A 22,347-nucleotide genomic window follows, 5' to 3' on the forward strand; every position below is an offset into this window, starting at 1 on the left:
GTGGTTGTGAGGGCGGAGGCAAGGAATAAGGAGGACAGGTGAACTACATCTGCGTCTATTGCGGTTCCAATCCCGGGCGGCGGCCCGAGTACCTGCAGGCGGCCGGTGCGCTGGCGGCGGAGCTGGTGGCGCGGGATATCGGGCTGGTGTACGGCGGCGCCGGTATTGGCATCATGGGGACGCTGGCGGACGAGGTGCTGGACCGGGGCGGGCGCGTGATCGGGGTGATTCCGGACGCGCTGGCGGTCCGGGAAGTGCCCCACCCCCGGGTGACGGACATGCGGGTGGTGTCTTCGATGCACGAGCGCAAGGCACTAATGGAAGAGCTCTCCGACGGCTTTATTGCCCTGCCCGGCGGGCTGGGCACCCTGGAGGAGCTGTTCGAGATACTCACCTGGGCCCAGCTGGGTTTTCACCAGAAGCCCTGTGGCCTGCTGGACGTGGCCGGCTACTTCCGCCACCTGGCCAGCTTCCTGGACCATTGCGTGGAAGAGCAGCTGCTGAAGCCGCAATACCGCGAGATGCTGCTGGAGGCGGACGACCCGGCGCGGCTGTTGAAAATGATGGAGGACTACCGGCCGCCGGCCATGGACCAGCGGCTGTCGCGCGACGAGCTGTGACGGGTATCCACAGCCTTCAGGCAACTGGATTGAATTATCAATTGCGGTTTCACAACGCCGGGGCGGTTAGGTGGCGCTTACTTCGCTGGGCTGCCGGCTCGTGCCTCTTGCTTCTATTCGTGAAGTTTCTGTTACCCACACATTCCTTGGATAGTTCTGTGAATAAGTTTTGGGTATCCCCCCTGAATCGCGTGGTTACTAGACTTAGAAAAAACGTTTGAAAAAACAACAGGTTATGGAGGCTCGTCCACAAGAGATGGGAGTGCCGGGCCGGCATGTGGATTATTGCGCCGCGGCGGGCGGTGGTGAACGTATCAGTGTTGGTACAAACGGCTGAGTTATCCAGAGGATAATCGCGGCTGGGGATAAAGTTTTGGCTTTGCCCGGTCCGGAGTTAAAACACAGAATCCTCTGTCGTCATCCCGCTGGGCCGGCATTCCGGCGACTCGTCAGAGCAACGAAGCTCACGCCGGGAGCCAGGACCCCGGGGACCTGCCGTGACTCAGCAATATCCGAAGCGCACATTGAGCCTCGACGGAACGCGAGCCGCAGAGATACTTACTAATTCGGTGCCCTCTGCAATTCCCGACTCCGCATAGCTGGATCCCGGCCTTCGCCGGTGTGCCGGCCCAGCGGGATGACGACGGAGGTTTGTATCCGAGCTATGGGGCTAGGCTGCGCCGGGCGAGCGGAATGACGACGGAGGTTTTTTCTGGGTTGGGGGTAACACTGGTAAGGCGTGCCAGTTTTTTGCGCGGCTGGTTAAATACAAAAAAGCCCGGTGTCGCAGTGCGGCACCGGGCTTTTTATTTTTTCACTGCGCTAGCAGTGTCGGTCAGGCCTTCTCTACGGTCTGCTCGATACGGCCGAAGATGGACTTGCCGTTGCCGTCGAACATCTCGATGGCGATCCTGTCACCGAAGTCCATGAACGAGGTGGTCGGCTTGCCGTCCTGGATGGTCTCGATCATGCGGATCTCGGCGATGCAGCTGTAGCCGACGCCGCCGTCTTTCACCGGCTTGCCGGGGCCGCCGTCCAGTTTGTTGGACACGGTGCCGGAACCGATGATGGTGCCGGCGCCCAGCGGGCGGGTCTTGGCGGCGTGGGCAATGAGCTGGCCGAAGTGGAAGGTCATGTCCACGCCGGCGTTGGGCTCACCGAACTTGTCGCCGTTCAGCTCGGACACCAGCGGCAGGTGTACCTTGCCCTCTTTCCAGTTGTCGCCCAGCTGGTCGGGGGTGACGCACACCGGCGAGAAGGCGCTGGACGGCTTGGACTGGTAGAAGCCGAAGCCCTTGCCCAGTTCGTTCGGGATCAGGCCGCGCAGGGAGACGTCGTTCACCAGCATCACCAGCTTGATGTGCTTGAGTGCGTCCTCGGGGCTCACCCCCATGGGCACGTCGTCGGTGATGACGGCGATCTCGGCCTCGAAGTCGATACCGAAGCCCTCGCTCTGCGGCATCTTCACCGGCTCACGCGGGGCCAGGAAGGTGTCGGAACCGCCCTGGTACATCAGCGGGTCGGTCCAGAAGCTCTCGGGCATTTCGGCACCGCGGGCCTTGCGCACCAGCTCTACGTGGTTGACGTAGGCGCTGCCGTCGGCCCAGTGGTAGGCGCGCGGCAGCGGTGAGTGGCACTGGGCCTGGTCGAAGGCTTCGCCCTCGATCTCGCCGTTTTCCAGCTGCGCGTGCAGTTTTTCCAGCTTGCCGGAAACCTGGTCCCAGTTGTCCAGCGCGCTCTGCAGGGTCGGTGCGATGTCACCGGCCGGCGCCATGCGGGACAGGTCTTCGGAGACCACGACCAACTTGCCGTCGCGGCCGGATTTAAGGCTGGCTAACTTCACTGTGCCTCCTTCTTGTTCGGATTGAATTCCCCTTCGCCGTGCATCCACGCGGCGTGGCGGGGCGCTTTCTTGGTGCGGGACCACTCCTCGAGCATGTCTTCGGCCACCCGCTTGAGCTCCTCGTGCATGCCCGGCTCGGCGGTGTTCGCGGCGAGCTCGATACGGTGCCCGTTCGGGTCGAAGAAGTAAATGGACTTGAAGATGGTGTGGTTGGTGGGGCCGAGCACGTCGATGCCCGCATCTTCCAGCTTCTGCTTCATAGCCATCAGCTCGTCCATGCTCTCCACTTCCAGCGCGATGTGCTGCACCCACTGGGGGGTGTTCTGGTCGCGGCCCATGTCCGGGGAGTTGGGCAGCTCGAAGAACGCCAGCACGTTGCCCTGCCCCGCATCCATGAAGATGTGCATGTACGGGTCGGGTTCCCCGGTGGAGGGAACCTTGTTCTCGGCGATGGCCAGCTGGAAGTCCATGCCCAGGAGATCGCGGTAGAATTCCACGGTCTCCTTGGCATCGCGGCAGCGGTAGGCCACGTGGTGAATACGCTTGATGCCCATGGGATCAGCCTTCTTTTGCCTTGTCACCGATCACGCCGCGCTTCAGCTGGTCGCGCTCGATGGATTCGAACAGTGCCTTGAAGTTGCCCTCGCCAAAGCCTTCGTCTTCCTTGCGCTGGATGAACTCGAAGAACACCGGGCCCAGCATGTTGGCGGAGAAGATCTGCAGCAGCAGGCGCGGCTGGCCGCCCTCGGTGGTGCCGTCCAGCAGCAGACCGCGGGCCTTCAGCTCGTCGGTGGGCTCGCCGTGGCCCGGCAGGCGCTCTTCCAGCATCTCGTAGTAGGTCTCGGGAGGCGGGGTCATGAATTCCATGCCCTGCTCTTTCAGGCGGTCCCAGCAGGCGATCAGGTCGTCACAGGCAAAGGCGATGTGCTGGATGCCCTCGCCGTTGTACTTCATCAGGAACTCTTCGATCTGGCCGCCGCCACCGGCCGCCTCTTCATTCAGCGGGATGCGGATCTTGCCGTCGGGCGCGGTCATCGCCTTGGACAGCAGGCCGGTGTACTCGCCCTTGATGTCGAAGTAGCGGATCTCGCGGAAGTTGAACAGGTCTTCGTAGTACTTGGCCCAGTACTCCATGCGGCCGCGGTACACGTTGTGGGTCAGGTGGTCCAGGGTGTGGAAGCCACAGCCTTCCGGATGCTTGTCGACGCCCTCGATCCACTCGAAGTCGATGTCGTAGATGGACTCGCCTTCCTTGTAGCGGTCGATCAGGTACAGGGTGGCACCGCCGATACCCTTGATGGCCGGCAGGCGCAGTTCCATCGGGCCGGTTTCCACTTCCACCGGCTGGGCGCCCTTCTTGATGGCCTCTTCGTAGGCGAACCTGGCGTCCTTCACGCGGAAGGCCAGGCCGCAGGCAGACGGGCCGTGCTCGCGGGCGTAGTAGTCGGCGTGGCTGCCCGGCTCGTAGTTGGTGATGAAGTTGATATCACCCTGGCGCCACAGTTCCACGTCTTTGGAGCGGTGGCGGGCGACCTTGGAGAAGCCCATGGCCGTGAAGACGGTTTCCAGGATGCCTTTCTCCGGCGCGGTGAATTCGACGAACTCAAAGCCGTCGAGGCCCATCGGGTTTTCAAACAAATCGGCCATGGTGGTCCTCCGTTATCTCTCTTACATCTCTCTATATCTGCGCAGCCATGCGGTTGTGGCGGCAGTGAGGGTAGTTTCAGGTGCAACGAAGTTAGTTGCACGTGTAACTAAAGTCAAGAGACGCCAGCCAAATGTGTGGACAGTGGCCGCCATGCAGTCACCAGACCGTGAAACTGACGCGATCTGCATCGATCTCCGCTTTTGCAGCGAAACAGGCTGCATATTGCGGTTTATCTCCCGCCGGTGCGACGGGCCGCCCGATCGACTGCCTGGCGACAGGCTCCTGAGGCAGTTCTAGCGTGCCGGGAAGCCGGCCAGTGGTAACGGGTGGCGTGGCCCGAACAAACCAGCGCGGCCGGCGCCGCACCGTTACAATCGGGGCCGACAAGAACAACAGGGCCCGGCCATACCGGGCCGGCCACCGGATCCCGTAACCATGAAGAAGACCCTGATCGCCCTGCTGGGCGGCGTCACCGCCCTGGCCCTGGTGCTGGTACTGCTGGCCCCGCGGCTGCTGGGCTTTTCCGTCACCCGCCTCGACGACGCCGGGGGCGTGGCCACCGCCATGGGCGCCAAGCTGGCCTGCTCGGGCCACTTTATCTCTGGCTTCGGGCACGAGCGCATCGTCGACGACCTGGCTTCCTACTCGCCGGTCAACCGCCTGCTGGAGCTGGAATACGGCGAGCGCAGCGTCTCCGCCGCACTGCTGGGCATGGCGCGCGCCAGCGCCACCTACCGCGAGGGCCTGGGCTGCACGCTGGATATCGGCGATACCGGTGCGCTGGACCGGGTGGAGCTGGCACCGCTGGCGACCCGTGATGAGGAGTGGCCCCGCGGCAACACCGTCTCCACTATCGACGCCAGGCTGCAGCAGCAGGTAGAGGAAGTGCTGGCGCGGGACAACGCCGCCGGCCGGCAGACCCGCGCGTTGGTGGTAGTGCAGGATGGCAGGCTCGTGGCCGAGGCCTACGGGCCGGGGATCGATGCGCAGACACCGCTACTCGGGTGGTCCATGGGCAAGAGCCTGACCGCGATCCTGCAGGGCCGGCTGGAAGCACTGGGACTGGCGGGCAGCCTGGAGGGACCGGTATTCCCCGAGTGGGAGAGTGACGCGCGCGCACGCATCGGGCTGGAGGACCTGCTGCAGATGTCCTCCGGGCTGGGATTCGACGAGACCTACGCGCCGGGCAGCGATTCCACGCGGATGCTGTTCGGCGCCCACAGTGCTTCGGGTGTTGCCCTGGCGAGCCCCGCGGCGCGGGAGCCGGGCAGTCACTTCTCTTACTCGTCCGGTACCACCAACCTGATCGCGCGCTGGGTACACCAGCGCCTCGGCGGCGATGTGCAGGCGAGTGTGGACTTTTTCCGGGACGAGCTTCTGCGACCGCTGGGCATGGCCCACACGGTATTCGAACCCGATCCCAGCGGCATCTTCGTAGGCAGTTCCTACATCTACGCCTCCGGTCGCGACTGGGCGCGGCTGGGACAGCTGATGCTGGGCGGCGGCGAGCTGGACGGCCGCCGGCTGCTGGAACCGGACTGGGTGGCGCGTGCCACCAGCCCCAACAGCAGTGCCAACGATCCCCGTTATGGCTACCAGTTCTGGCTGAATGGCGGCGGTGACACCCTGCGCTACCCGGAGTTGCCGGCAGATGCCTACTTCATGCGCGGCAACCGCAAGCAGGTAGTCATGGTGTCGCCGTCCACCAACACCGTGGTGGTGCGGCTGGGGTGGTCTTCCGGCGCCTATCCGACCGGCAGCAACTTCGCCAGCATACTGGCGGCGCTGCCAGCCCGACCGGATGGCGCCTGAAGGAACCGGGTCAGCGGAGGCTGCGCGACTACTGTTGCGGCTGCATCCCGCCCTGGGCGCACATACCGTCGGTGCCGCAGTCGGCGCCCTGGTTGAACTGGCCACCCATGCCGGTGCACTGCTGCTCGGAAACCGGCGCGGAGCAAGTGTTGTCGGCCTTCTGGCAACAGCCCATCATGTCGGTGCCTTCCATGCCGGGCTGCTGGCCGTCCGGCGTGGTGGTACCGCCGCCTTCCTGCATGCCGCCGCCGTTCTCCATCTGGCCGTTTTCCATGCGCTCTTCCTTGCGCTCCTCGCGTTCGCTCTCACATCCCGTGAATACCGCCAGCAGGCAGCCGATCATCAGCAGTTTGGTGGTGAATTTCAGCAGTTCCATAATGACTCCCTCAGGTTTTGGGAATGGCCCCGGCCCTTACAGCACGGGAATTTAAATCGCACGGAATCGGCCCGGCTGCTCAGGTTGCCCCGCCCAGCTGTTGCCCGACCGCATCGGTGGCCGTCTCGGACAGGCCGAGTACCGCCGCCAGTGTGTCCAGGTGGGCTTTCTCCCGCGGATTGTTCTCGTCGATGGTCATCGCCGTGACCAGGTAAATGTTCAGCGCGGTGCCGGGGTCATTGACCCTTGCCACTACGCCATCCATATCCACCGGCTGCGCCAGCAGCCGCCGGAATTCTTCGAGCTCGTCGTCTTCCAGCTCGCCCGCGAGCGTGCCGGTAATATTCTGTCGCTCTTCTTCGGCCAGCGGGCCATCGGCCTGTGCCGCGGCCACCATCGCCTGCAGCAGCACGTCGGCCTGCTGCTCGCCCCGGCCGCCGCCGTCGCTCTCGGCAAAGGCGAACATGTGCTTGCCGGGGCTGGCCCAGCCACCGCGGTTGCCGCCTGGCCCGCCTGCGCCGCCGGGGGTGAACTTGCCGCGGCGCCGGCTGAAAACCTCCCCGAGAATGTCATTGGGGTCGCTGCGGCAGCCGCTGTCCCGTTCCACCTGGCGCATCACCCGCTGCGCCGTGTCCACCAGCATCGCGGTGCCCCGCTGGCCGGTACCGGCCGCCTCGCCGGCTTGGGCGAAGGCTTCGGCCGGCGCCGCGTCGTGGGTGCCTGCCCGTCCGGGCACCGGCGGGGGCACCCGGCCCAGGTCGGGCTGCAGGGCACTGTCGCCGGGCTCTTCCAGCGACCGCCCCCGCAGGCGACGGTGGAGCATCGAGGTGCCGGCACCCAGCAAAGCGCCCAGCAGTAACTTTTTGCGCATTCCGGACCCAATGTAGACCAAGCGTCTATGGGTTTAGCGTAGCCCAGCACTGACGGGTCTTCCGCCCCAGCCCCCGGATTTACTGCCGCCGCAGGCAGTGACCGCCGGGCCGGCGCTGATTTTCCCTTTTGGATTTCCACCGAGTCGGTACAATCGGCTCCCGCTGGCGGGCTGCCTGCGCGGATCTGCCCTACCCTGAATGCATTGAAAAGGACACCCCATGATTCTTGCCGCCGTCGCCATCATTGCCGGTTTCGCCCTGCTGGTCTGGAGCGCCGACCGCTTCGTGGACGGTGCGGCGGCCACCGCCCAGCACGCCGGCATGCCACCGCTGCTGATCGGCATGGTGATCGTGGGTTTTGGCACCTCGGCGCCGGAAATGGTGGTGTCGGCCATCGCGGCGCTGGACGGCAGCCCGGGACTGGCGCTGGGCAACGCCTACGGTTCCAATATCGCCAACACCGGCCTGATCCTGGGTGTGACGGCAATGGTGATCCCGCTGACGGTGCACTCCAAGATCGTGCGCAAGGAGCTGCCGCTGCTGCTGGCCATCAGCTGCCTGACCGGGGCCTTCCTGTGGAATAACGCGCTGGCGCGCTGGGAGGCGCTGGTGCTGCTCGCGGGCTTCTTCGGATTGATCGGCTGGTCGATCTTCTCCGCAATGCGCGGCAAGGGCGACGTGCTGGAAGGCGAGATGGCGAGCGAGCTGGAAGTACACACCATGCCGCTGGGGCGCGCCATCTTCTGGGTGGTGGCGGGCCTGGTGCTGCTGATCGTCAGCTCGCGCATGCTGGTGTGGGGTGCGGTGACCATCGCCCAGTCGCTGGGGGTCAGCGACCTGATTATCGGCCTGACCATCGTGGCGCTGGGCACCTCGCTGCCGGAGCTGGCGGCCACGGTGGTGGCGGCGCGCAAGGGCGAGCACGATATCGCCATCGGCAACGTGGTGGGCTCGAATATGTTCAACCTGCTGGCGGTGGTGGGCATCGCCGGCGTTATCGCGCCCATGTCGAACGTGCCACCGGAGATGTTGACCCGGGACTGGCCGATGGTGGTGGGCCTGACCGTTGCCCTGTTCGTGTTCGGCTACGGGTTTCGCGGCCAGGGCCGTATCAACCGGCTGGAGGGCACCGTGCTGCTGCTGGCCTACGTGGTCTACAACAGCTACCTGGCGCTGACCATCACCCGCGCCGCGACTTCCTGACGGCGGGCCCGCCCGGGCTTCTTCCCAGGGTTATTCCTCGCCCCGCTCCAGGCGCGCCAGCCGCGCCTGCAGTCGCTCGATCTCTTCCAGCAGCTCGATCGCCAGGGCGGCGCCGGCCAGGTTCACGCCCAGGTCGCGCTCCAGGCTGTAGACCCGCCGCACGCGGCGCACGCAGATGCCACTGAAGCGCCAGCGCGCCCGCCCGCGACCGCGCGGCTCGATTACGCCCTCCTCCACCAGCGCCAGTACCTCTTCCGCGGGAATGCCGCAGGCCCGGCAGAGCTCGCCCAGGGTCAGCTCACTGTGTTCGTCGAGGATGGCGGCCACCACTTCCCTACGCTTGTCAGATTGCATGGCCGTCTCCTCTAGCTGCCCAGCCCGCTGCGGGGGTCGAAACTGAATGCCTCGCTGAATGTGCGGTAGGCCTCTTTCTGCGCCTCGCTCTCCGCCGGCGGTGCCGTGACCTGCAGCACCACGTACATGTCGCCGGGCTCCTTGGCGGGGATGCCGCGTCCCTTCAGGCGCAGCCTGGCGCCGCTCCTGCTATTGGCGGGAATGGTCAGGTGGATCTCGCCCTCGGGGGTGGGCACTTTCACCTTCGCCCCCAGCGCCGCCTCCCAGGGCGCCACCGGCAGGTTCAGGTACACCGTCTTGCCCTCGACCGAATAGAGGGGGTGGGGATTGAAGCTGATCTCCAGGTACAGGTCGCCGGGCTTGCCCTCGCCGAAACCGGGCTCGCCCTGGCCGGCCAGGCGGATCTGCTGGCCCTCGGTGACGCCCCTGGGGATCTTCACGTTGAGCTTGCGCTCCTTGAGCTGCGGCCGGCCGTCGGGCCCCAGTTCGGAATGCTTGAGGGAAATCTGGCGGGTGCCGCCGTGGTAGCTGTCTTCCAGGTCGATGGCGATCCGGGCATAGGTGTTCTCGCCCTGGGCGTGGTACTGGCGCTGGCGCGCCCCGCCACCAAAACCGTGGAAACCGCCGCGGCCGAACAGGCTCTCGAAGAAGTCGCTGAACGCCTCCGAGTCGGCGCCGGTATAGCCACCGCCATGGAACTCGAAGCCTTCGTCCCAGTTGGGCGGCGGGCGGAAGTCCTGGCCGGCCTGGTAGCCGCTGCCCAGCTGGTCGTAAGCGGCGCGCTTCTCCGGATCCTTCAACACCTCGTAGGCCTCGCCCACTTCCTTGAAGCGATCCTCGGCGCCGGCCTCCTTGCTGATATCCGGGTGGTATTTGCGCGCCAGCTTGCGGTAGGCGCGCTTGATCTCGGCCTGGCTGGCATCCCGCTCCAGGCCGAGAATCTGGTAGTAGTCCCTGTATTCCATGGCTCTAATAAAGCTGAATTTTTCCGCCCTTGCCATGCCGGCGCCGGACATACTTTACAAAGCCTGTGCCAGCCGTGCGCCACGGGCCGGATGTGGTTGCGCTCCCGCGCTTCCCGGCCGAAAGCCGACCGGGTGGCGGGGAGCCCCCTGCGGCGGGGAACTACTTCTCGTTCAGGCTAAGCACCCATTCCGCCAGGAGGCGCGCCTCCTCCTCGGTCACGGGATTCGGCGGCATTGCCATAGGGCCCCACTTGCCGCTGACCCCGTTTTTGATGCTGGTGGCCAGCATTTCCACCGCGCCTTCCTGGCCAGCGTATTTGGCTCCTATCTCCTTCAGCGCCGGGCCCACCATCTTGCCGTCAACCTGGTGACAGGCCACACAGGGCTTGCTCTTGAACAGGGCCTCACCATCCTGTGCCTGGAGCGGTACGGCGCCCAACACGCCTATTGTCAGGCCAATGGCCAACAGTTGCTTTTTCACAGTGCTTCCTCTTTCACTCGGGTTGGTTGTGTTTATGGCCATGGGGCGATGTCGCCTCCATGGAGACAGGTTCCGCCTGGTCGCGTGCCTCGCCGGGCGCCGCAATATCCCCGTGCAGGTGCGCCAGCTTAACCTGGCCGTATTCGAGCACAGAGCCGCCGAACTCCATCGCAAAATGTTGCGCCGCATGCCTTGAGGCGAAGGAGGCCACGGTTGGCCCCATGGCCCCGCGGCGGCTGGAACCGGTTACGTAAAAGGCCTCGCGAGCATCAACCAGGGCTGTATCCGCCGGGTCTTGCCAGTCCGTCCGCGCCATGTCGTGCACGTACACAGTGAGGTTGCGGTGAATGTTTTCCGGCTGGAGCAGCCAGGTAAGGAGATCCCGGGTAGAACAGAACTTCCGTACCTGGCGTCCCTGTTCTCCTATCGCCTGCCCCTTCGGGCCGGGAAAGGGCTGGATGGCCATGCCGCACACGTGGCACTCGTCTGCAGACTGGAAATGCACCGGCGGTGCGACCGCGGCCGTTTCCACCGAAGGCTCGGAACATCCGGCGGCCATCGACAACAATGCCGCAACGCCGAGATAGATCGCGGCCAGTTTCATCGTACCGGGCATGGTTATAACCTCCGTTTCAGGAATAGTGCCCAGGCAGCGGTAAACGGCACCACTGTCCAGACCGCCAACGCCAGCCACAGCCCCCAGGGCCCGAACGGCAGATCCGCTCCCAGGCTCAGCACACCGGTGAGCTCGCCACCATCGCTGAACGCGACAATATTGAGCAGGCGGTAGATATCGGTGGGATTCAGCAGCAGCAGCCAGGGCAGCAGGTCGGGATTGAATGCTCCCTTGCTGGCCACCAGGATCCCCAGCAACACCAGGTCGAACACCAGCACGAACAGGAACCACACTCCCAGCGCAATACCAGCCGCTACCGGCTTTTCACTGACCCGCACACTCGCCAGGTACGCCAGGGCAACAAAGCCCCAGCCCAGCAGCACCGACGACAGGATAAAGCGCAGCAGCGCCTCCAGCAGCGGTGCCACCGCAACGCCGTCCACCAGCAGTGCGATGGCCAGCCCCGCCAGCCCAAAGCCAAGCGCGGTGGCCAGTGCCAGGGTCAGGCCGTGGCCGAGGAATTTCCCCAGCAGGAGTTGCCCCCGGGTCAGGGGATAGGTCAGGAGCAACAGCAGGGTCCCGCCCTCGTCCTCACCGACAATGGCGTCGTACGCCAGCAGCAGGGCAATCAGCGGAATCAGGAAAATGCCCAGGCTGGCCAGGCTGGCGATGGTGGCCGGTGTATTGCCATAGCCGATGCTGCCGGAGGCGGCGGCACCGAACCAGGCGATGCCCATGGCCAGGGTGGCGAACACCAGGCTGATGGCGAGCAACCAGCGGTTGCGCAGGCTGTCACTCAGCTCCTTGCGGGCAATGCTCCAGATACTCGACATTTCAGCACCCTCCGCCGGCGACGCCGGTGAAATGGCAGTAAAGATCCTCCAGCGTGGGCTGCTGGATCTGCAGGTCATCGAGCTCAGCGCTGTTCATCAACGACCGGATGGCCGTCATCTTGTCCCCGGGGCGGACGTCCAGCTCGATGGTATTGCTGTCCCGGGTCACGGTATCCAGCCGAGGTACATTGCCGTTCAGGCGCTGCAGCAGCTCGTCGGCACCCGGGGCCTGCGCCTTCAGGCGAACCGGCAGGCCGGCCTGCCGGCGCAGGGAGGCCAGGTTTCCCCTGGCCACCAGGCGTCCCCCGGCAAGAATGGCCGCCTCGTCGATATAGGGCTCCACACCCGGCAAGACGTGGGAGCAGAGTACGATGCCGGTGCCGCTGTCCCGCAGCCGGCGCAGCAGCCGGTAGAGATCGGCGGTGGCGACCGGGTCCAGTCCCGTCGTCGGTTCATCCAGCATCAGCAGCTCCGGGCTTCCCAGCAGCGCCTGGGCCAGCCCCAGCCGCTGCTTCATGCCCTTGGAGTAGGTCCTGACCCGGCGCCCGGACGCCTCGGCCAGACCGACCTGTTCCAGCAGCTCGGGCACCTGGCGGCGGGGCGCGTCCTTCAGGCGGGCGAAATGGGCCAGGGTCTCGCGCCCGGTGAGCTGCGGATAGAACATCACATTCTCCGGCAGGTAACCGATGCGCCGGGCCACGTCCGGTGCCCCCGGCTGCCCACCGAGGACGGCCAGCCGACCCCGGTCCGGCGCCATCAGGCCGAGGATCAGTTTGATGGTGGTGGTCTTGCCGGCACCGTTGTGCCCGAACAGGCCGAGAATGCGCCCGGCGCCCAGTGCGAGGCTGATGTCCCGCAGCACCGGCTGGCGGTCGTAGCCGTAGTCGATGTGTTCCAGCTCAAAACAATTCATTCTTTACTTCTCCTGCAGCGCCGCTGGCAGCCGCATCAAAGGATGCTTGTCGGCGACTCCCGCCGGCTTCACCACCGGGAAGGCGCGCTGCACCCAGCGCAGGGTATCGACAGCGGGGCTGTTCATCAGCACCCGGGCCTGCGGGTAAGTCCACAGCAGCCGGTCGACCTGGTCGTTCGGTTCATAGGCCACGTCCCCGACCCCATCCTGGTCCCGGTCCCAGCCGAGGTAATCGCTCCAGAAGTTCCCGCGGCCGGCGTCCGACCACTCTTGCGGCCGGGTGGCGACGTACTTCACCTGGCGCCGGTTATCGATAAAACCGTTGCCAAATACCTGGTTGTCTTCCGATCCCGCGGTCAGGTGGATGCCGATATCACTGTCGCGAAACACATTGCCGCTGAAGGTGTTGTACAGGGAGTTGTAAATGAACACCGCCTTGCCCTCGGCCCCCTGGATGTCCACCCCGGCACTCTGGCCCTGGCGGACGCCGGTTATGACGTTGCCGCGAATCTCGGACTGGGTGATGAAGTTCATCAGGATGCCGTAGTTGCGATCGCCCTCGGAGTGGTTGTCGATCACCGTCAGCCGCTTACTCTGCATCAGCGCATAGCCGGTGCGGGTGTTGCGGGTGATGTTTCCCTCCAGGTGATTGCTGTGGGAATACATGTAGTGAATGCCATAGCGCAGGTCGCTCATGACATTGCCAATAATTCGATTGTGGTTTGCCGTTTCGATATAGATCGCATCGCGGGTCTGCTGAATGCGATTGCCCTCGATCAGCGCCCCCTGCGTATTAAACAGGTGAATACCGTTGCCGCGATCCTGGGACCGCAGCGTGGCGTCCCCGCGCACGCGGTTGTTGCGCACGCGGACATTCCTGGCCGCGTCCAGCCAGATGCCGAAGCCGGGCCCGGTCAGGGTGTTGTCCTCGATTGCGGCACCGCTGGCAGACCTGGCGACGAAGATTCCCGCATCGAGCTGGTTCAGGTCCGCGCCCCAGTTGCGGACCATGCAGCCGCGCAAGGTGACATCGGGGGCGGTGATGACCACGGCGTGGCCCCGCCCCCCACCGTCGATCACGGTATTGTTGGAACACTGGATGGTCACATTCGCCACCTCGATGCGAATGGGCGGCAGCTCGCCCCCGGGCAGCAACAACTGCTCGCCCGGGGAGAGTGCATCCAACTGCGGCTGTACGCCGGCACTCGCCATCAGGCTCCAGCCGCAGAGCCAGCCCAGGGCCCAGAAACGGCAGCCACCGGGTCCAGTGATCCAATTCTTCATACCGTAACCGTCAGGCCTTTTCCACGATCATCCGGCCACGCATTTCCATGTGCAGGGCGTGGCAGAACCAGTTGCAGTAATACCAGAAGACCCCCGGCCTATCGGCGGTGAAGGTCACCGAGCTGGTCTGCTGCGGGCTGATCTCCATACTGGCGCCGTGGTTGACCATGCAGAAACCGTGGGTTACGTCTTCGACAGTATCCAGGTTGGTGACGTACACCGTGACTTCATCTCCCTGCTTGACCTTGAACTCGGTTATTCCGAAGGCCGGTGCCACCGAGGTCATGTACACCCGCACCTTCTGGCCGTCCCGGACCACCTTGTTGTCGGTCTCCAGGGTGACGCCATCCTTTGTGGCCTGTTCCCGTGCACTGGCAAAGAACGGATCGTTGCGGTCGTAGATTTTCCGGGTCTTGATCTGGTCACGGCGGACCAGGATACAGTCGTGCGGCTCCGCGTAGGTGGGGCCGTCGTGCACCAGTTTCATTTCCTCGCCGGAAATATCGATCAACTGGTCATTCTCTGCATGCAGCGGCCCCGTGGGCAGGAAGCGGTCCTTGGAGAATTTGGACAGCACCACCAGCCACTTGCCATCGGCATCCCGGGATTCGGTCAGGGAGGCGTGGTTGTGGCCGGGCTGGTAATGGACATCCAGCTTCTGGCGAATGTAATTGACCTTTTCACCGCCGTAATGGCGAATGGCATCCGCGATATTCCATTTGGCCACCTGGCTGTCGATAAACAGCGTGGTGTAGGCATTGCCGCGGCCATCGAAAGTAGTGTGCAGCGGACCCAGCCCCAGTTCGGGCTCAGCCACCACCACATCGCGCTCTTTGCCCAGCTTGCCCTCGAACAGGTCATCCAGCTTATCGATCTCAATGATGGTCACGGTCGGCGACAACTTGCCGTTGGCAATAAAGTATTTGCCATCCGGCGAGGTGTTGAGTCCATGGGGATTCTTTGGCACCGGAATGTAACGGGTCAGGTTGGAGCCGTGGCGGCCATCCACCACCGGCACACGGGAATTGCCGATGGTTGTGAAGTTGCCGGCCTTCACCGCGGCCTCGATGCGTGGAATGTTGAAGACCACCACCCAGTCACGGTCGTTGCGCATGGTACCGGCCAGGTCCAGCGCTTTTTCCGAGTTGTAGCAGGTGGCGGCGGCGTACCTGCCTGTATAGTCGGCGTCAGTGTTGTCCAGGTTACCGTCGACGATGACCTGGAACGCCACCTCCATGGTTTCCGCATCGATGGCGTTGAACATGGTGTAATGGTCTTCCATATTTTCCATGTTGGTGCCGTCGTTGGGCTGGGGGATCACGAACTCCCCATTGCAGAAGACGTAATTGGTCTTCGGCACCTTCTGCAGGCGCAGGCCGTGCACCGCCTGGACGTTGGGAACATGCGTGATCTTGTCACACTTCATGATGTCCAGGCGGATGCGCGCCACGCGCGTGTTGGCCTTGTCGTTGATAAACAGGTATTTGCCGTCGTAACGGCCATCGGTCATGGAAATGTGCGGATGGTGCGTGTCGCCGTTGAGATGGACGTTGTCGTGGCCCAGCACATCCCTGCTCTCGTTGGTGAGGCCCCAGCCGGTGGCGGAATCCACGTTAAACACAGGGATCCGCATCAGCTCGCGCATGGACGGCACGCCCAGGACCCGGACCTCGCCCGAGTGTCCGCCGCTCCAGAAACCGTAGTACTCGTCCAGCTCACCGGGATGAACGGCGGCCTTGTTGCGTGCTTCCTTCGCAGCTGCCGCCCAGGTTTCCCGTGACATTACCGCCGACCCCAGACCGGCGACACCGGTTGCGCCGGCCACACCGGCAAGTGCGGTCGCACCCAGAAAATTGCGGCGGCTTACATCAGTCCCGGTTCCCTTTTCTTTTGAAGTTTTTCGCTTGCTCATTGTGTCTTCTCCGCTGTTGATATTCGAGATTGGTTCGGGTGCTCAATCGAGCTCCACCACGGGAATCTGTTGTCGAGATTTTTTGGGTGAATTCCGCCCGCGGCCGCGGCGTTTGTTGATCAGCGGCGGGCATTTATGGTCATCGAAATAGGTCATCTGGCAATCCAGGCAATAGTGGCACTCGGTAAAGTTGATGGTGCCATCGGGGTGAATGGCCTGGATTTCACATTCCTTCTCACAGAGCCGGCAGGGGTTCCCGCATTCGCGGCGGCGCTTTAGCCAGTCGAAAATCCTGAAGCGGCTGGGCAGGGCAAGCGCCGCGCCCAGCGGGCAGAGATAGCGGCAATAGACCTTGCGGGTGAACAGGTTGACGGCCACCAGTGCCAGCGCATAGGTGACGAAGGGCCAGCTGCGGTCGAAGTGCAGGGTGATCGCGGTCTTGAAGGGCTCAACCTCTGCCAGCTGTTCGGCGGTGGCCACGGACTCCAGCGAGACCCCGAAGAGCCCGAGAAGAATCAGGTATTTGATTGCCCACAGCCGCTCGTGCACCGCAAACGGCAGGTTGTATTGGGGCACCTTCAGTTTGCGCGCCATCTCGTTCACCAGCTCCTGCAGCGCGCCGAACGGGCACAGCCAGCCGCAGTAGACCGCGCGTCCCCACAGCAGCACTATCGCCGCCACTGCCGTCCACAGCACGAAGAGCACCGGGTCGATCAAAAACAGGTCCCAGCTGAATCCGGTGAACACGCTGTGCAAAAAGGCCAGCACATTGACGATAGACAACTGCCCGAGTGCGTACCAGCCGATAAGGAACAGGGTGTAGACCAGGAATGCGTGCCGGATATTGCGCATCAACCGCGGCTTGCGCACCAGCCAGTTCTGGAAGAAGAGAATGAACAGCAGTACTGCGATGCCCCCGCCCAGCGCGACCACCTGGAATTGCCGCTGATACCAGACCTGAACCCACATGGGCTGCTCCGCCAGCCATTCGGCGTCGGACAACTGCGGCTGTGGCCGCGTGAAATAGTCGGCCGGTAACTGGTAGTTCAGGGGGAATACCCGGAATTCGCTGTCCAGCGGGCCGGTTTGCCGCTTGATGGTGAGTTCCAGGCTCCACTCGGTACCCGGATCAAAGCGGTACTGCTGGCGAATGATGAAAATCGCCATTTCCGTAAAATCGGGCATGCCTTCGGCGTAGACATCACTGAGGCGATAATAATCGAGATCGCGGAAGTTGAAGGTGTCGCCGAACTGGCGCACCTGGAGCCGATCGAAAATGCCGCCGCGAACATAGCCGGAGCCCTTGAAGGAGTAGTCCCCGTTGGCCATCACTGCAATGGCATGCTCGCCCTCGCGCAGCTCCGACATCAGCCAGTCGTATTGGGCGTCGCCCAGCAGGCTGCGGCCAATGGTGGGGACATTCAGGTAAGCGGTGTACAGGTCGATGACCGGGTCCTGTGGCCGGTCGCCGCCGGACAGGCCCCGGCGATCGGCCGCCGTTCCCTCAAAGGCCTTGTCGACCTGTTCCCGCTCCAGCATCAGGCGGCGGATGGAGCCTTCGCCGGTCAGTGCCTGCCAGTCCTTTCGCTGCGGGTCCGATAAATCAATCTGCGCTAGCGGTGGCCTCTTGCTGCTTTCGCCGGCCACCAGCCCGAGGGCCTCGCCCACCTTGTGGGCGGTGCGCATGATGACTTCGTTGACCACCATGACCGTCACTGTCGCACCGGAAACTCCGTCCACTGCGACCCGCTCCGACGAATGGCTGCCGCCGACGGCGACCCGTTGATCCGCCTTTAGCCCGGCGTATTGATCGGTGAAGTCGTGCAGGCGCTGCTCGGGTATTCCGACCAGCAGAATGGGCTCGTGATGCTCGATCACCCGCGCCGCCAGTATCTGGGCCTGCGGGTCCAGCACCACTGCCGCGTTGACCGGCTTGCCGGAATAGGCCGGGGTCTGCACGAAATCCAGGGACTGGTAGGCATAGCCCTGCAATTGGCCGTCGCCGCGAAGTTCCAGGATCGCGCGGTTGTCCTCCCGCGGGCGAACCTCCTCCACCGCCGGCAGGGCACCGGCGATAACCTGGCGCAGCGCCACCGGTTCCAGCTCGGCCAAGGGCGCCGCGAATGCCGGGGCCATACCGATCAACAACATTCCGATCAACAGCAAGCTGATCAGGAACCCCGCCATTGCCTCTATTCTTCGCATCACATCTGTCTCCAGCCCCGGGGCATCATTTCTCGACGAACGCCCGCTCGATCACGTACTCATGCGGTACGCCGGCGCGGGTCTCGCGGAAGCCCCGGTCCTCGAGGATCCTGGTCAGGTCCTTCAGCATCGCCGGACTGCCGCACAGCATGAAGCGATCCTCCTCCACACTGGGCTGGGGCAGGTCCAGGTCGCTGAAGATCTTGCCGGACAGCATCAGGTCGGTCAGGCGGCCGTTGTTGCGGTAGGGCTCGCGGGTTACGGTGGGGTAATAGAGCAGTTGGTTGCGGATCATTTCGCCGAAGTACTCGTGCTCCGGCAACTCCTTTTCAATGAAGTCCTGGTAGGCCAGCTCGGATACATAACGTACGCCGTGGGTGAGTATCACCTGGTCGAAGCGCGCGTAGACATCGGGGTCCCTGATGATGCTGAGGAAGGGCGCCAGGCCGGTGCCGGTGGACAGCAGCCACAGGCGCTTGCCAGGCAGCAGGTTATCCGCCACCAGGGTACCGGTGGGCTTGCGGCTGACGAAGATCTCGTCGCCCGGCTGGATCTTCTGTAGCTGCGAAGTAAGGGGCCCATTTGGCACCTTGATGCTGAAAAACTCCAGTTCATCCTCGTAGTTGGCGCTGGCAATGGAGTAGGCGCGCAGCAGCGGGCGACCGCTATCCTGCTGCAGGCCGATCATCGTAAAATAGCCGTTTTCGAAGCGGAAAGCCGGGTCGCGGCTGGTCTTGAAGCTGAACAGGGTGTCGTTCCAGTGGTGGACCTCGAGCACCTTCTCTACATTTAAGTTACTCATAAACTTCTATCAACGGTCTCTGTTTACGGTCCAGGCCCTGGTCGCCGCTCCCCTGGTACCTTTGAGCCCATCCTAAAGGCGCCTCCGGTTCATTTCCCTTACCCTTTGTTGGTACTCCATCGAGTTGAACTGGGTAAAACCGGGGGCGCAGGACATACATTGCCGCCCTCAGGGGTTACCCCACTGGCGTTGGACGCATACCGGCCCGCCCGGAGCCCACGAAGCAAAAATCCGCCTCGCGCGGCCTTAACTAACAGCTCAAGCGTCAAAGTTCCGGGGCGGGAGAGGAGTGGCTCCGGGTGACGGGGCGGGCACCTGGCAGACACCTCCAGAGGAGATGGAAAGCACTGCCCGGGAAGAGGCTCCAGCAGCACAAGCTGCTGTGATTTGGCGGGATAACAGGGTTATATTGCTGGAAGGCCGTTTTAACGAGGCCCATCGGCCGACGTAAACCCAAGCGCGTACCGGGTTCGACTTTGCCAGGTGAGATTCAGGCGATCCTCGACATCCGCCTCATCCAAGTCTTTGTATTCCATGACGCTCCGGAGTCCTGCTGAATCCGTCGCGCGGTGTTCCCAGTCGCCACCGGGCGCTGGTGTGCCGGGCCGGGGATTTTTATAGTAGCGGCTTTCCCTCACTCTACAACGGGGTCTCGTTCATGCTGCGGCTTCTCTCGATCACAGCCCTGCTGCTGTCAGGCTGGGCGACTGCAATTGCATCTCCCGGCGCCCCCGCGGTTGCAGCAGTCACTGTCCACGAGGATATCCTCTGGGCCGAGCCCGGCGGAGTACCGCTGACCCTGGATATCTATGTGCCATCCACGGCGCGCGCGAGCTATCCGGTGGTGGTCATTTACCACGGCGGCGGCTGGCTGGTGAATGACAACAGCATCATGAATTCCACCGCCCGCTACCTGGCGCAAGAGGGGGAATTTGTGGTGGCCAACATGAACTACCGTCTGCTGGGAGATAATGGCAACACCACGCGCATGAACGAAATCATCGAGGATGCCCTCGGTGGCCTGCTCTGGGTAAAGACACATATCGAAGACTATGGCGGCGATCCCGGGCGCGTGGCGGTCACCGGTGACAGCGCCGGTGCCCATCTTGCCGCGATGGTTCTGATGGCCGGTCAGAACCTGGGCACTGCCGGGTTCGCCGCGGAGAAACCCGGCTTCAAGCCCACCTATTTGCCCGACGGCAAAACTGCCGAACAGGTGCAGGAGGAGGACGGGCTGGCGGTACGGGCGGCGGTAGTGAGTTATGGTGCCTTCGACCTCTACCGGGAGGCGCTCGACGGTTTCGAGACGAGCAGCAATGGTTTCTGGGAGTGGTCCGGCACGGCACCGCGCAGTATCTTCGGCGGCGATATCACGCCGCGCGGAAACCCGGAGCTCTACCGGGCCGTGTCACCGATTTACCTGGTTCCGCCCGCAACCGAGCGCAAGCTGCCGCCAACCTTTGCCCACGTCGGCAGCGAGGACCGCGTCACGCCACCGGAAGCCATCCAGGCGTTCGTGGACAGGATGCGTGCGGCGGGCCAGCCCATTGAGTTCCGGGTCTATGGGGGCAAGCGCCACGCTTTTCTCGACTCGGGTTGCAATGAACATCTGGGTAACTGTTTCGACAAGGATGCGCCGGACGTGTTGGACGATATGATCGCGTTTTTGAAGGAGCATCTTCGCTCTACTTGAGCCGGCGCGCCGCACAGGCCAGCAAGTTGTTACAAGTCCAGCGCGGTGACGCATAATGCCAGCGCATGCCGCCAGGTTTGATTAAGTTTGATTGGCATCGTGCCTTCCTTGAGCAGCTCTACACCTTGTGGGATTTTCGCTTGAAAAGCCGTGTCCAGAATATACCCTCAAAAACCATGCCCAGCATCAGGAAAATGGCACCGCCTGCCGGAATCCCAAATACATAGCATGCAACTGCAGCAGAGAAAAATAACAGCGTCAGCAACCATCTTTTTATAAAGCTCAATGCACTCTCCCTGTGATTTCATACAGTCATTTGACTGAAAAACTTAAGCCCGCGGCACCGGCCGGAAACTTTTTGCGCGTCCAGCGCAAATGGCACGTGATTGCGCCAGCGTTTGTTATCGATATCGATCCTCTATCCAGTCTTTGATGGTGGCGGCGATCGTGCAAATAGTAATCAGCGAGAAGGCTGCGACAACGGCGTGTGCAATTGGAGCCCCTATCTTTGCGCCATTGGCCTCAAGCATTCCATTCCGGGCCACATCTAAGTACATTGCCAACGAGATGAAAACTCCAAATACTGAAGCACCAATCATCTTCCGGCGAATGTAGACTTTCCTCCCGAAAAATGACTCCAGGAAGGTTGGGCTAGCGCGGCGGATTTTACGCAACGACGCGGAGAAAAGTCCGGCCGGTGGAGGGCCCTTCAGGCCGGAACGAACTATAATGCATTGTTAAGGCTTTGGATCAGATTCGGACCAACGCCACTCACCTGATACCCTCAAGCCATACCGTTCGCCAATTTCTTGGATGTCACTCGCTGGGCCTTCAATGCTGCCTTCGTTCCAGTTATCCCACTCGCAATTCAGCCTGACTCCATCTTTTTTCAACTTCACCTGTCCATAGTCAATCCAGGCATCCATGCCGTCGTAGATGTATGTCCTTTTCCAGCCAGAACGAATCAATGACTCAAGCAGAGTGTTGAATTTCCCGGTAGGGATATGCTTGATCGTTGCAAGCCGCAAGGCCTTAAACCTTAACTTTGCTCCACTTCTTAAGAGGCGTGCCAATAGATTCATAGCGCCCTATTGCCTGCCATAAGGGGCGCCCCGCAAAGGGCCTCCGGTGCAGGGCCATCGGCCCGGAACACACTTAACGGCCTTGTTATGCATTTTCGAGTTTTCTGGCCGCTTCCAGGGGTGTTAGCTCTGCCCCCAGCCAGATCTCTACTTTGTGAGCACCAGTACCAAGAGCCATTTCCCGCAGGATTTTTTCTTCCACCTCAGACAAGCCGCCCTCGATCATCTCAAGTGGATGCATCAGTATTTCCGGGCTCTTCTTCAGAAATTGCTTTGGCAGAATTTTCTTTATGCTCCTGGAAAAATGCCGCTCAGCTAACCGGAACTCCCCTATCAAAAGTCGAGATGTGCTAAACGGTTCTGCTGGTGAGACAACCTCAACAGCAAGATCACCTGAGACCTTCATGATCTCAAAACGATTTCGCGAGATCTTTACGTAGAACTTTTCTGTGAACAGCTTTTTTATCAAACTCATATTCTATGCTGGTCTTAGCCACAAAAAGTAGACACTCTAACTACGCGCATCTGCGCTCATACTCTGCCGGGCTTACATACCCAATCGCAGATTGCCTACGGATCCTATTGTAGAAAACCTCGATGTATTCAAACACCTCAGATTTCGCTTGGCTGATACTCTCAAAGTTTCCTGCGTATACCAGCTCTACCTTGAGCCTGCTGAAAAACGATTCCATTGCGGCATTATCCCAGCAATTGGCCTGGCGGCTCATGCTGGGACGGCAGTGGTTCGCCAAGAGCAGGTCTTGGTACCCTTGGGCACGATACTGCACACCCCTATCTGAGTGTACGACCAGCCCCGGCTCCAGCCTTCTCTG

General features: G+C 62.5%; 23 protein-coding genes. 4 read left to right on the forward strand and 19 right to left on the reverse strand.

The window, feature by feature from the left end:
* Positions 1 to 38 precede the first annotated feature (38 nt).
* On the forward strand, positions 39 to 620 hold the full coding sequence (locus BLT26_RS15450) for an LOG family protein (protein ID WP_091516756.1): 582 nt from the start codon (positions 39 to 41) through the stop codon (positions 618 to 620).
* An 835-nt stretch (positions 621 to 1,455) separates the two neighbouring features.
* Here the strand turns inward: BLT26_RS15450 and BLT26_RS15455 are convergent.
* From BLT26_RS15455 to hppD, 3 genes are read right to left on the reverse strand one after another with little or no spacing between them, the layout of a single operon-like run.
* A complete protein-coding gene (locus BLT26_RS15455) occupies positions 1,456 to 2,463 on the reverse strand; it encodes a fumarylacetoacetate hydrolase family protein (protein ID WP_091516759.1) in 1,008 nt (335 codons plus the stop codon).
* Positions 2,460 to 3,044, reverse strand: a complete 585-nt coding sequence (locus BLT26_RS15460; RefSeq protein WP_245720732.1) for a VOC family protein — start codon at positions 3,042 to 3,044, stop codon at positions 2,460 to 2,462. Before BLT26_RS15460 ends, BLT26_RS15455 begins: the two co-directional genes overlap by 4 nt.
* The gene (gene hppD, locus BLT26_RS15465) at positions 3,022 to 4,110 is read right to left on the reverse strand and encodes a 4-hydroxyphenylpyruvate dioxygenase (RefSeq protein WP_091516766.1); all 1,089 of its coding nucleotides are present in this window, start codon (positions 4,108 to 4,110) and stop codon (positions 3,022 to 3,024) included. The genes BLT26_RS15460 and hppD overlap by 23 nt, the downstream gene beginning before the upstream one ends.
* A gap of 436 nt (positions 4,111 to 4,546) precedes the next feature.
* Between hppD and BLT26_RS15470 the strand changes: the two genes are divergently transcribed.
* Positions 4,547 to 5,923, forward strand: a complete 1,377-nt coding sequence (locus tag BLT26_RS15470; protein ID WP_091516768.1) for a serine hydrolase domain-containing protein — start codon at positions 4,547 to 4,549, stop codon at positions 5,921 to 5,923.
* A 28-nt stretch (positions 5,924 to 5,951) separates the two neighbouring features.
* Here BLT26_RS15470 and BLT26_RS15475 read toward each other — a convergent pair whose 3' ends face one another.
* Positions 5,952 to 6,299 (reverse strand): hypothetical protein, encoded by a 348-nt coding sequence (locus BLT26_RS15475; protein WP_091516771.1) that lies wholly within the window; start codon positions 6,297 to 6,299, stop codon positions 5,952 to 5,954.
* 79 nt (positions 6,300 to 6,378) lie between these two features.
* Complete coding sequence (locus BLT26_RS15480) at positions 6,379 to 7,170, reverse strand: tellurite resistance TerB family protein (RefSeq protein WP_091516775.1); 792 nt, start codon at positions 7,168 to 7,170, stop codon at positions 6,379 to 6,381.
* A 220-nt stretch (positions 7,171 to 7,390) separates the two neighbouring features.
* Between BLT26_RS15480 and BLT26_RS15485 the strand changes: the two genes are divergently transcribed.
* The gene (locus BLT26_RS15485; RefSeq protein ID WP_091516779.1) at positions 7,391 to 8,374 is read left to right on the forward strand and encodes a calcium/sodium antiporter; all 984 of its coding nucleotides are present in this window, start codon (positions 7,391 to 7,393) and stop codon (positions 8,372 to 8,374) included.
* A gap of 30 nt (positions 8,375 to 8,404) precedes the next feature.
* Here BLT26_RS15485 and BLT26_RS15490 read toward each other — a convergent pair whose 3' ends face one another.
* The 10 genes from BLT26_RS15490 to BLT26_RS15535 form a co-directional block, all read right to left on the reverse strand.
* On the reverse strand, positions 8,405 to 8,728 hold the full coding sequence (locus BLT26_RS15490) for a chaperone modulator CbpM (protein WP_091516782.1): 324 nt from the start codon (positions 8,726 to 8,728) through the stop codon (positions 8,405 to 8,407).
* Between the two features lie 11 nt (positions 8,729 to 8,739).
* Positions 8,740 to 9,693, reverse strand: coding sequence for a DnaJ C-terminal domain-containing protein (locus tag BLT26_RS15495; protein ID WP_091516849.1), 954 nt, complete (start codon positions 9,691 to 9,693; stop codon positions 8,740 to 8,742).
* 160 nt (positions 9,694 to 9,853) lie between these two features.
* Positions 9,854 to 10,174, reverse strand: coding sequence for a c-type cytochrome (locus BLT26_RS15500; RefSeq protein WP_281245487.1), 321 nt, complete (start codon positions 10,172 to 10,174; stop codon positions 9,854 to 9,856).
* A gap of 13 nt (positions 10,175 to 10,187) precedes the next feature.
* Positions 10,188 to 10,790: a nitrous oxide reductase accessory protein NosL gene (locus tag BLT26_RS15505; protein ID WP_217631468.1), complete on the reverse strand. Its 603-nt coding sequence runs from the start codon at positions 10,788 to 10,790 to the stop codon at positions 10,188 to 10,190.
* A gap of 2 nt (positions 10,791 to 10,792) precedes the next feature.
* Positions 10,793 to 11,623, reverse strand: a complete 831-nt coding sequence (locus BLT26_RS15510; RefSeq protein WP_091516790.1) for an ABC transporter permease — start codon at positions 11,621 to 11,623, stop codon at positions 10,793 to 10,795.
* 1 nt (position 11,624) lies between these two features.
* Positions 11,625 to 12,536 (reverse strand): ABC transporter ATP-binding protein, encoded by a 912-nt coding sequence (locus BLT26_RS15515; protein WP_091516793.1) that lies wholly within the window; start codon positions 12,534 to 12,536, stop codon positions 11,625 to 11,627.
* A gap of 3 nt (positions 12,537 to 12,539) precedes the next feature.
* Complete coding sequence (locus BLT26_RS15520; protein ID WP_091516795.1) at positions 12,540 to 13,820, reverse strand: nitrous oxide reductase family maturation protein NosD; 1,281 nt, start codon at positions 13,818 to 13,820, stop codon at positions 12,540 to 12,542.
* Between the two features lie 10 nt (positions 13,821 to 13,830).
* The gene (gene nosZ, locus BLT26_RS15525; RefSeq protein ID WP_091516799.1) at positions 13,831 to 15,732 is read right to left on the reverse strand and encodes a TAT-dependent nitrous-oxide reductase; all 1,902 of its coding nucleotides are present in this window, start codon (positions 15,730 to 15,732) and stop codon (positions 13,831 to 13,833) included.
* A gap of 42 nt (positions 15,733 to 15,774) precedes the next feature.
* A complete protein-coding gene (nosR, locus tag BLT26_RS15530) occupies positions 15,775 to 17,937 on the reverse strand; it encodes a transcriptional regulator NosR (RefSeq protein ID WP_217631469.1) in 2,163 nt (720 codons plus the stop codon).
* A 25-nt stretch (positions 17,938 to 17,962) separates the two neighbouring features.
* A complete protein-coding gene (locus BLT26_RS15535) occupies positions 17,963 to 18,739 on the reverse strand; it encodes a ferredoxin--NADP reductase (protein ID WP_091516806.1) in 777 nt (258 codons plus the stop codon).
* A gap of 658 nt (positions 18,740 to 19,397) precedes the next feature.
* Between BLT26_RS15535 and BLT26_RS15540 the strand changes: the two genes are divergently transcribed.
* Entirely contained in the window at positions 19,398 to 20,432 is a 1,035-nt protein-coding gene (locus BLT26_RS15540) for an alpha/beta hydrolase (protein WP_091516809.1), read from the forward strand.
* Between the two features lie 118 nt (positions 20,433 to 20,550).
* On the opposite strand, the gene BLT26_RS16535 is transcribed toward BLT26_RS15540, so the two are convergent.
* From BLT26_RS16535 to BLT26_RS16780, 4 genes are all read right to left on the reverse strand, one after another.
* Complete coding sequence (locus BLT26_RS16535) at positions 20,551 to 20,718, reverse strand: hypothetical protein (RefSeq protein ID WP_175453151.1); 168 nt, start codon at positions 20,716 to 20,718, stop codon at positions 20,551 to 20,553.
* A 451-nt stretch (positions 20,719 to 21,169) separates the two neighbouring features.
* Positions 21,170 to 21,514, reverse strand: coding sequence for a hypothetical protein (locus BLT26_RS15550; RefSeq protein ID WP_091516817.1), 345 nt, complete (start codon positions 21,512 to 21,514; stop codon positions 21,170 to 21,172).
* A gap of 85 nt (positions 21,515 to 21,599) precedes the next feature.
* Entirely contained in the window at positions 21,600 to 21,989 is a 390-nt protein-coding gene (locus tag BLT26_RS15555) for a hypothetical protein (protein WP_091516821.1), read from the reverse strand.
* Between the two features lie 40 nt (positions 21,990 to 22,029).
* Positions 22,030 to 22,242, reverse strand: a complete 213-nt coding sequence (locus BLT26_RS16780) for an IS3 family transposase (protein ID WP_425435285.1) — start codon at positions 22,240 to 22,242, stop codon at positions 22,030 to 22,032.
* Between the last annotated feature and the right edge of the window lie 105 nt (positions 22,243 to 22,347).

The organism is Microbulbifer yueqingensis (assembly GCF_900100355.1).
GTDB classification, from domain to species: domain Bacteria; phylum Pseudomonadota; class Gammaproteobacteria; order Pseudomonadales; family Cellvibrionaceae; genus Microbulbifer; species Microbulbifer yueqingensis.

Bases quoted from the DNA above. Each gene is read 5' to 3' on its own strand.
- BLT26_RS15475 (WP_091516771.1), bottom strand. From the start codon at position 6,299: ATGGAACTGCTGAAATTCACCACCAAACTGCTGATGATCGGCTGCCTG.
- nosR (WP_217631469.1), bottom strand. From the start codon at position 17,937: ATGCGAAGAATAGAGGCAATGGCGGGGTTCCTGATCAGCTTGCTGTTG.
- BLT26_RS15510 (WP_091516790.1), bottom strand. From the start codon at position 11,623: ATGTCGAGTATCTGGAGCATTGCCCGCAAGGAGCTGAGTGACAGCCTG.
- BLT26_RS15480 (WP_091516775.1), bottom strand. From the start codon at position 7,170: ATGCGCAAAAAGTTACTGCTGGGCGCTTTGCTGGGTGCCGGCACCTCG.
- BLT26_RS15490 (WP_091516782.1), bottom strand. From the start codon at position 8,728: ATGCAATCTGACAAGCGTAGGGAAGTGGTGGCCGCCATCCTCGACGAA.
- BLT26_RS15555 (WP_091516821.1), bottom strand. From the start codon at position 21,989: ATGAGTTTGATAAAAAAGCTGTTCACAGAAAAGTTCTACGTAAAGATC.
- hppD (WP_091516766.1), bottom strand. From the start codon at position 4,110: ATGGCCGATTTGTTTGAAAACCCGATGGGCCTCGACGGCTTTGAGTTC.
- BLT26_RS15515 (WP_091516793.1), bottom strand. From the start codon at position 12,536: ATGAATTGTTTTGAGCTGGAACACATCGACTACGGCTACGACCGCCAG.
- BLT26_RS15535 (WP_091516806.1), bottom strand. From the start codon at position 18,739: ATGAGTAACTTAAATGTAGAGAAGGTGCTCGAGGTCCACCACTGGAAC.
- BLT26_RS16780 (WP_425435285.1), bottom strand. From the start codon at position 22,242: ATGAGCCGCCAGGCCAATTGCTGGGATAATGCCGCAATGGAATCGTTT.
- BLT26_RS15485 (WP_091516779.1), top strand. From the start codon at position 7,391: ATGATTCTTGCCGCCGTCGCCATCATTGCCGGTTTCGCCCTGCTGGTC.
- BLT26_RS15550 (WP_091516817.1), bottom strand. From the start codon at position 21,514: ATGAATCTATTGGCACGCCTCTTAAGAAGTGGAGCAAAGTTAAGGTTT.
- BLT26_RS15540 (WP_091516809.1), top strand. From the start codon at position 19,398: ATGCTGCGGCTTCTCTCGATCACAGCCCTGCTGCTGTCAGGCTGGGCG.
- BLT26_RS15495 (WP_091516849.1), bottom strand. From the start codon at position 9,693: ATGGAATACAGGGACTACTACCAGATTCTCGGCCTGGAGCGGGATGCC.
- BLT26_RS15520 (WP_091516795.1), bottom strand. From the start codon at position 13,820: ATGAAGAATTGGATCACTGGACCCGGTGGCTGCCGTTTCTGGGCCCTG.
- nosZ (WP_091516799.1), bottom strand. From the start codon at position 15,732: ATGAGCAAGCGAAAAACTTCAAAAGAAAAGGGAACCGGGACTGATGTA.
- BLT26_RS15505 (WP_217631468.1), bottom strand. From the start codon at position 10,790: ATGCCCGGTACGATGAAACTGGCCGCGATCTATCTCGGCGTTGCGGCA.
- BLT26_RS15470 (WP_091516768.1), top strand. From the start codon at position 4,547: ATGAAGAAGACCCTGATCGCCCTGCTGGGCGGCGTCACCGCCCTGGCC.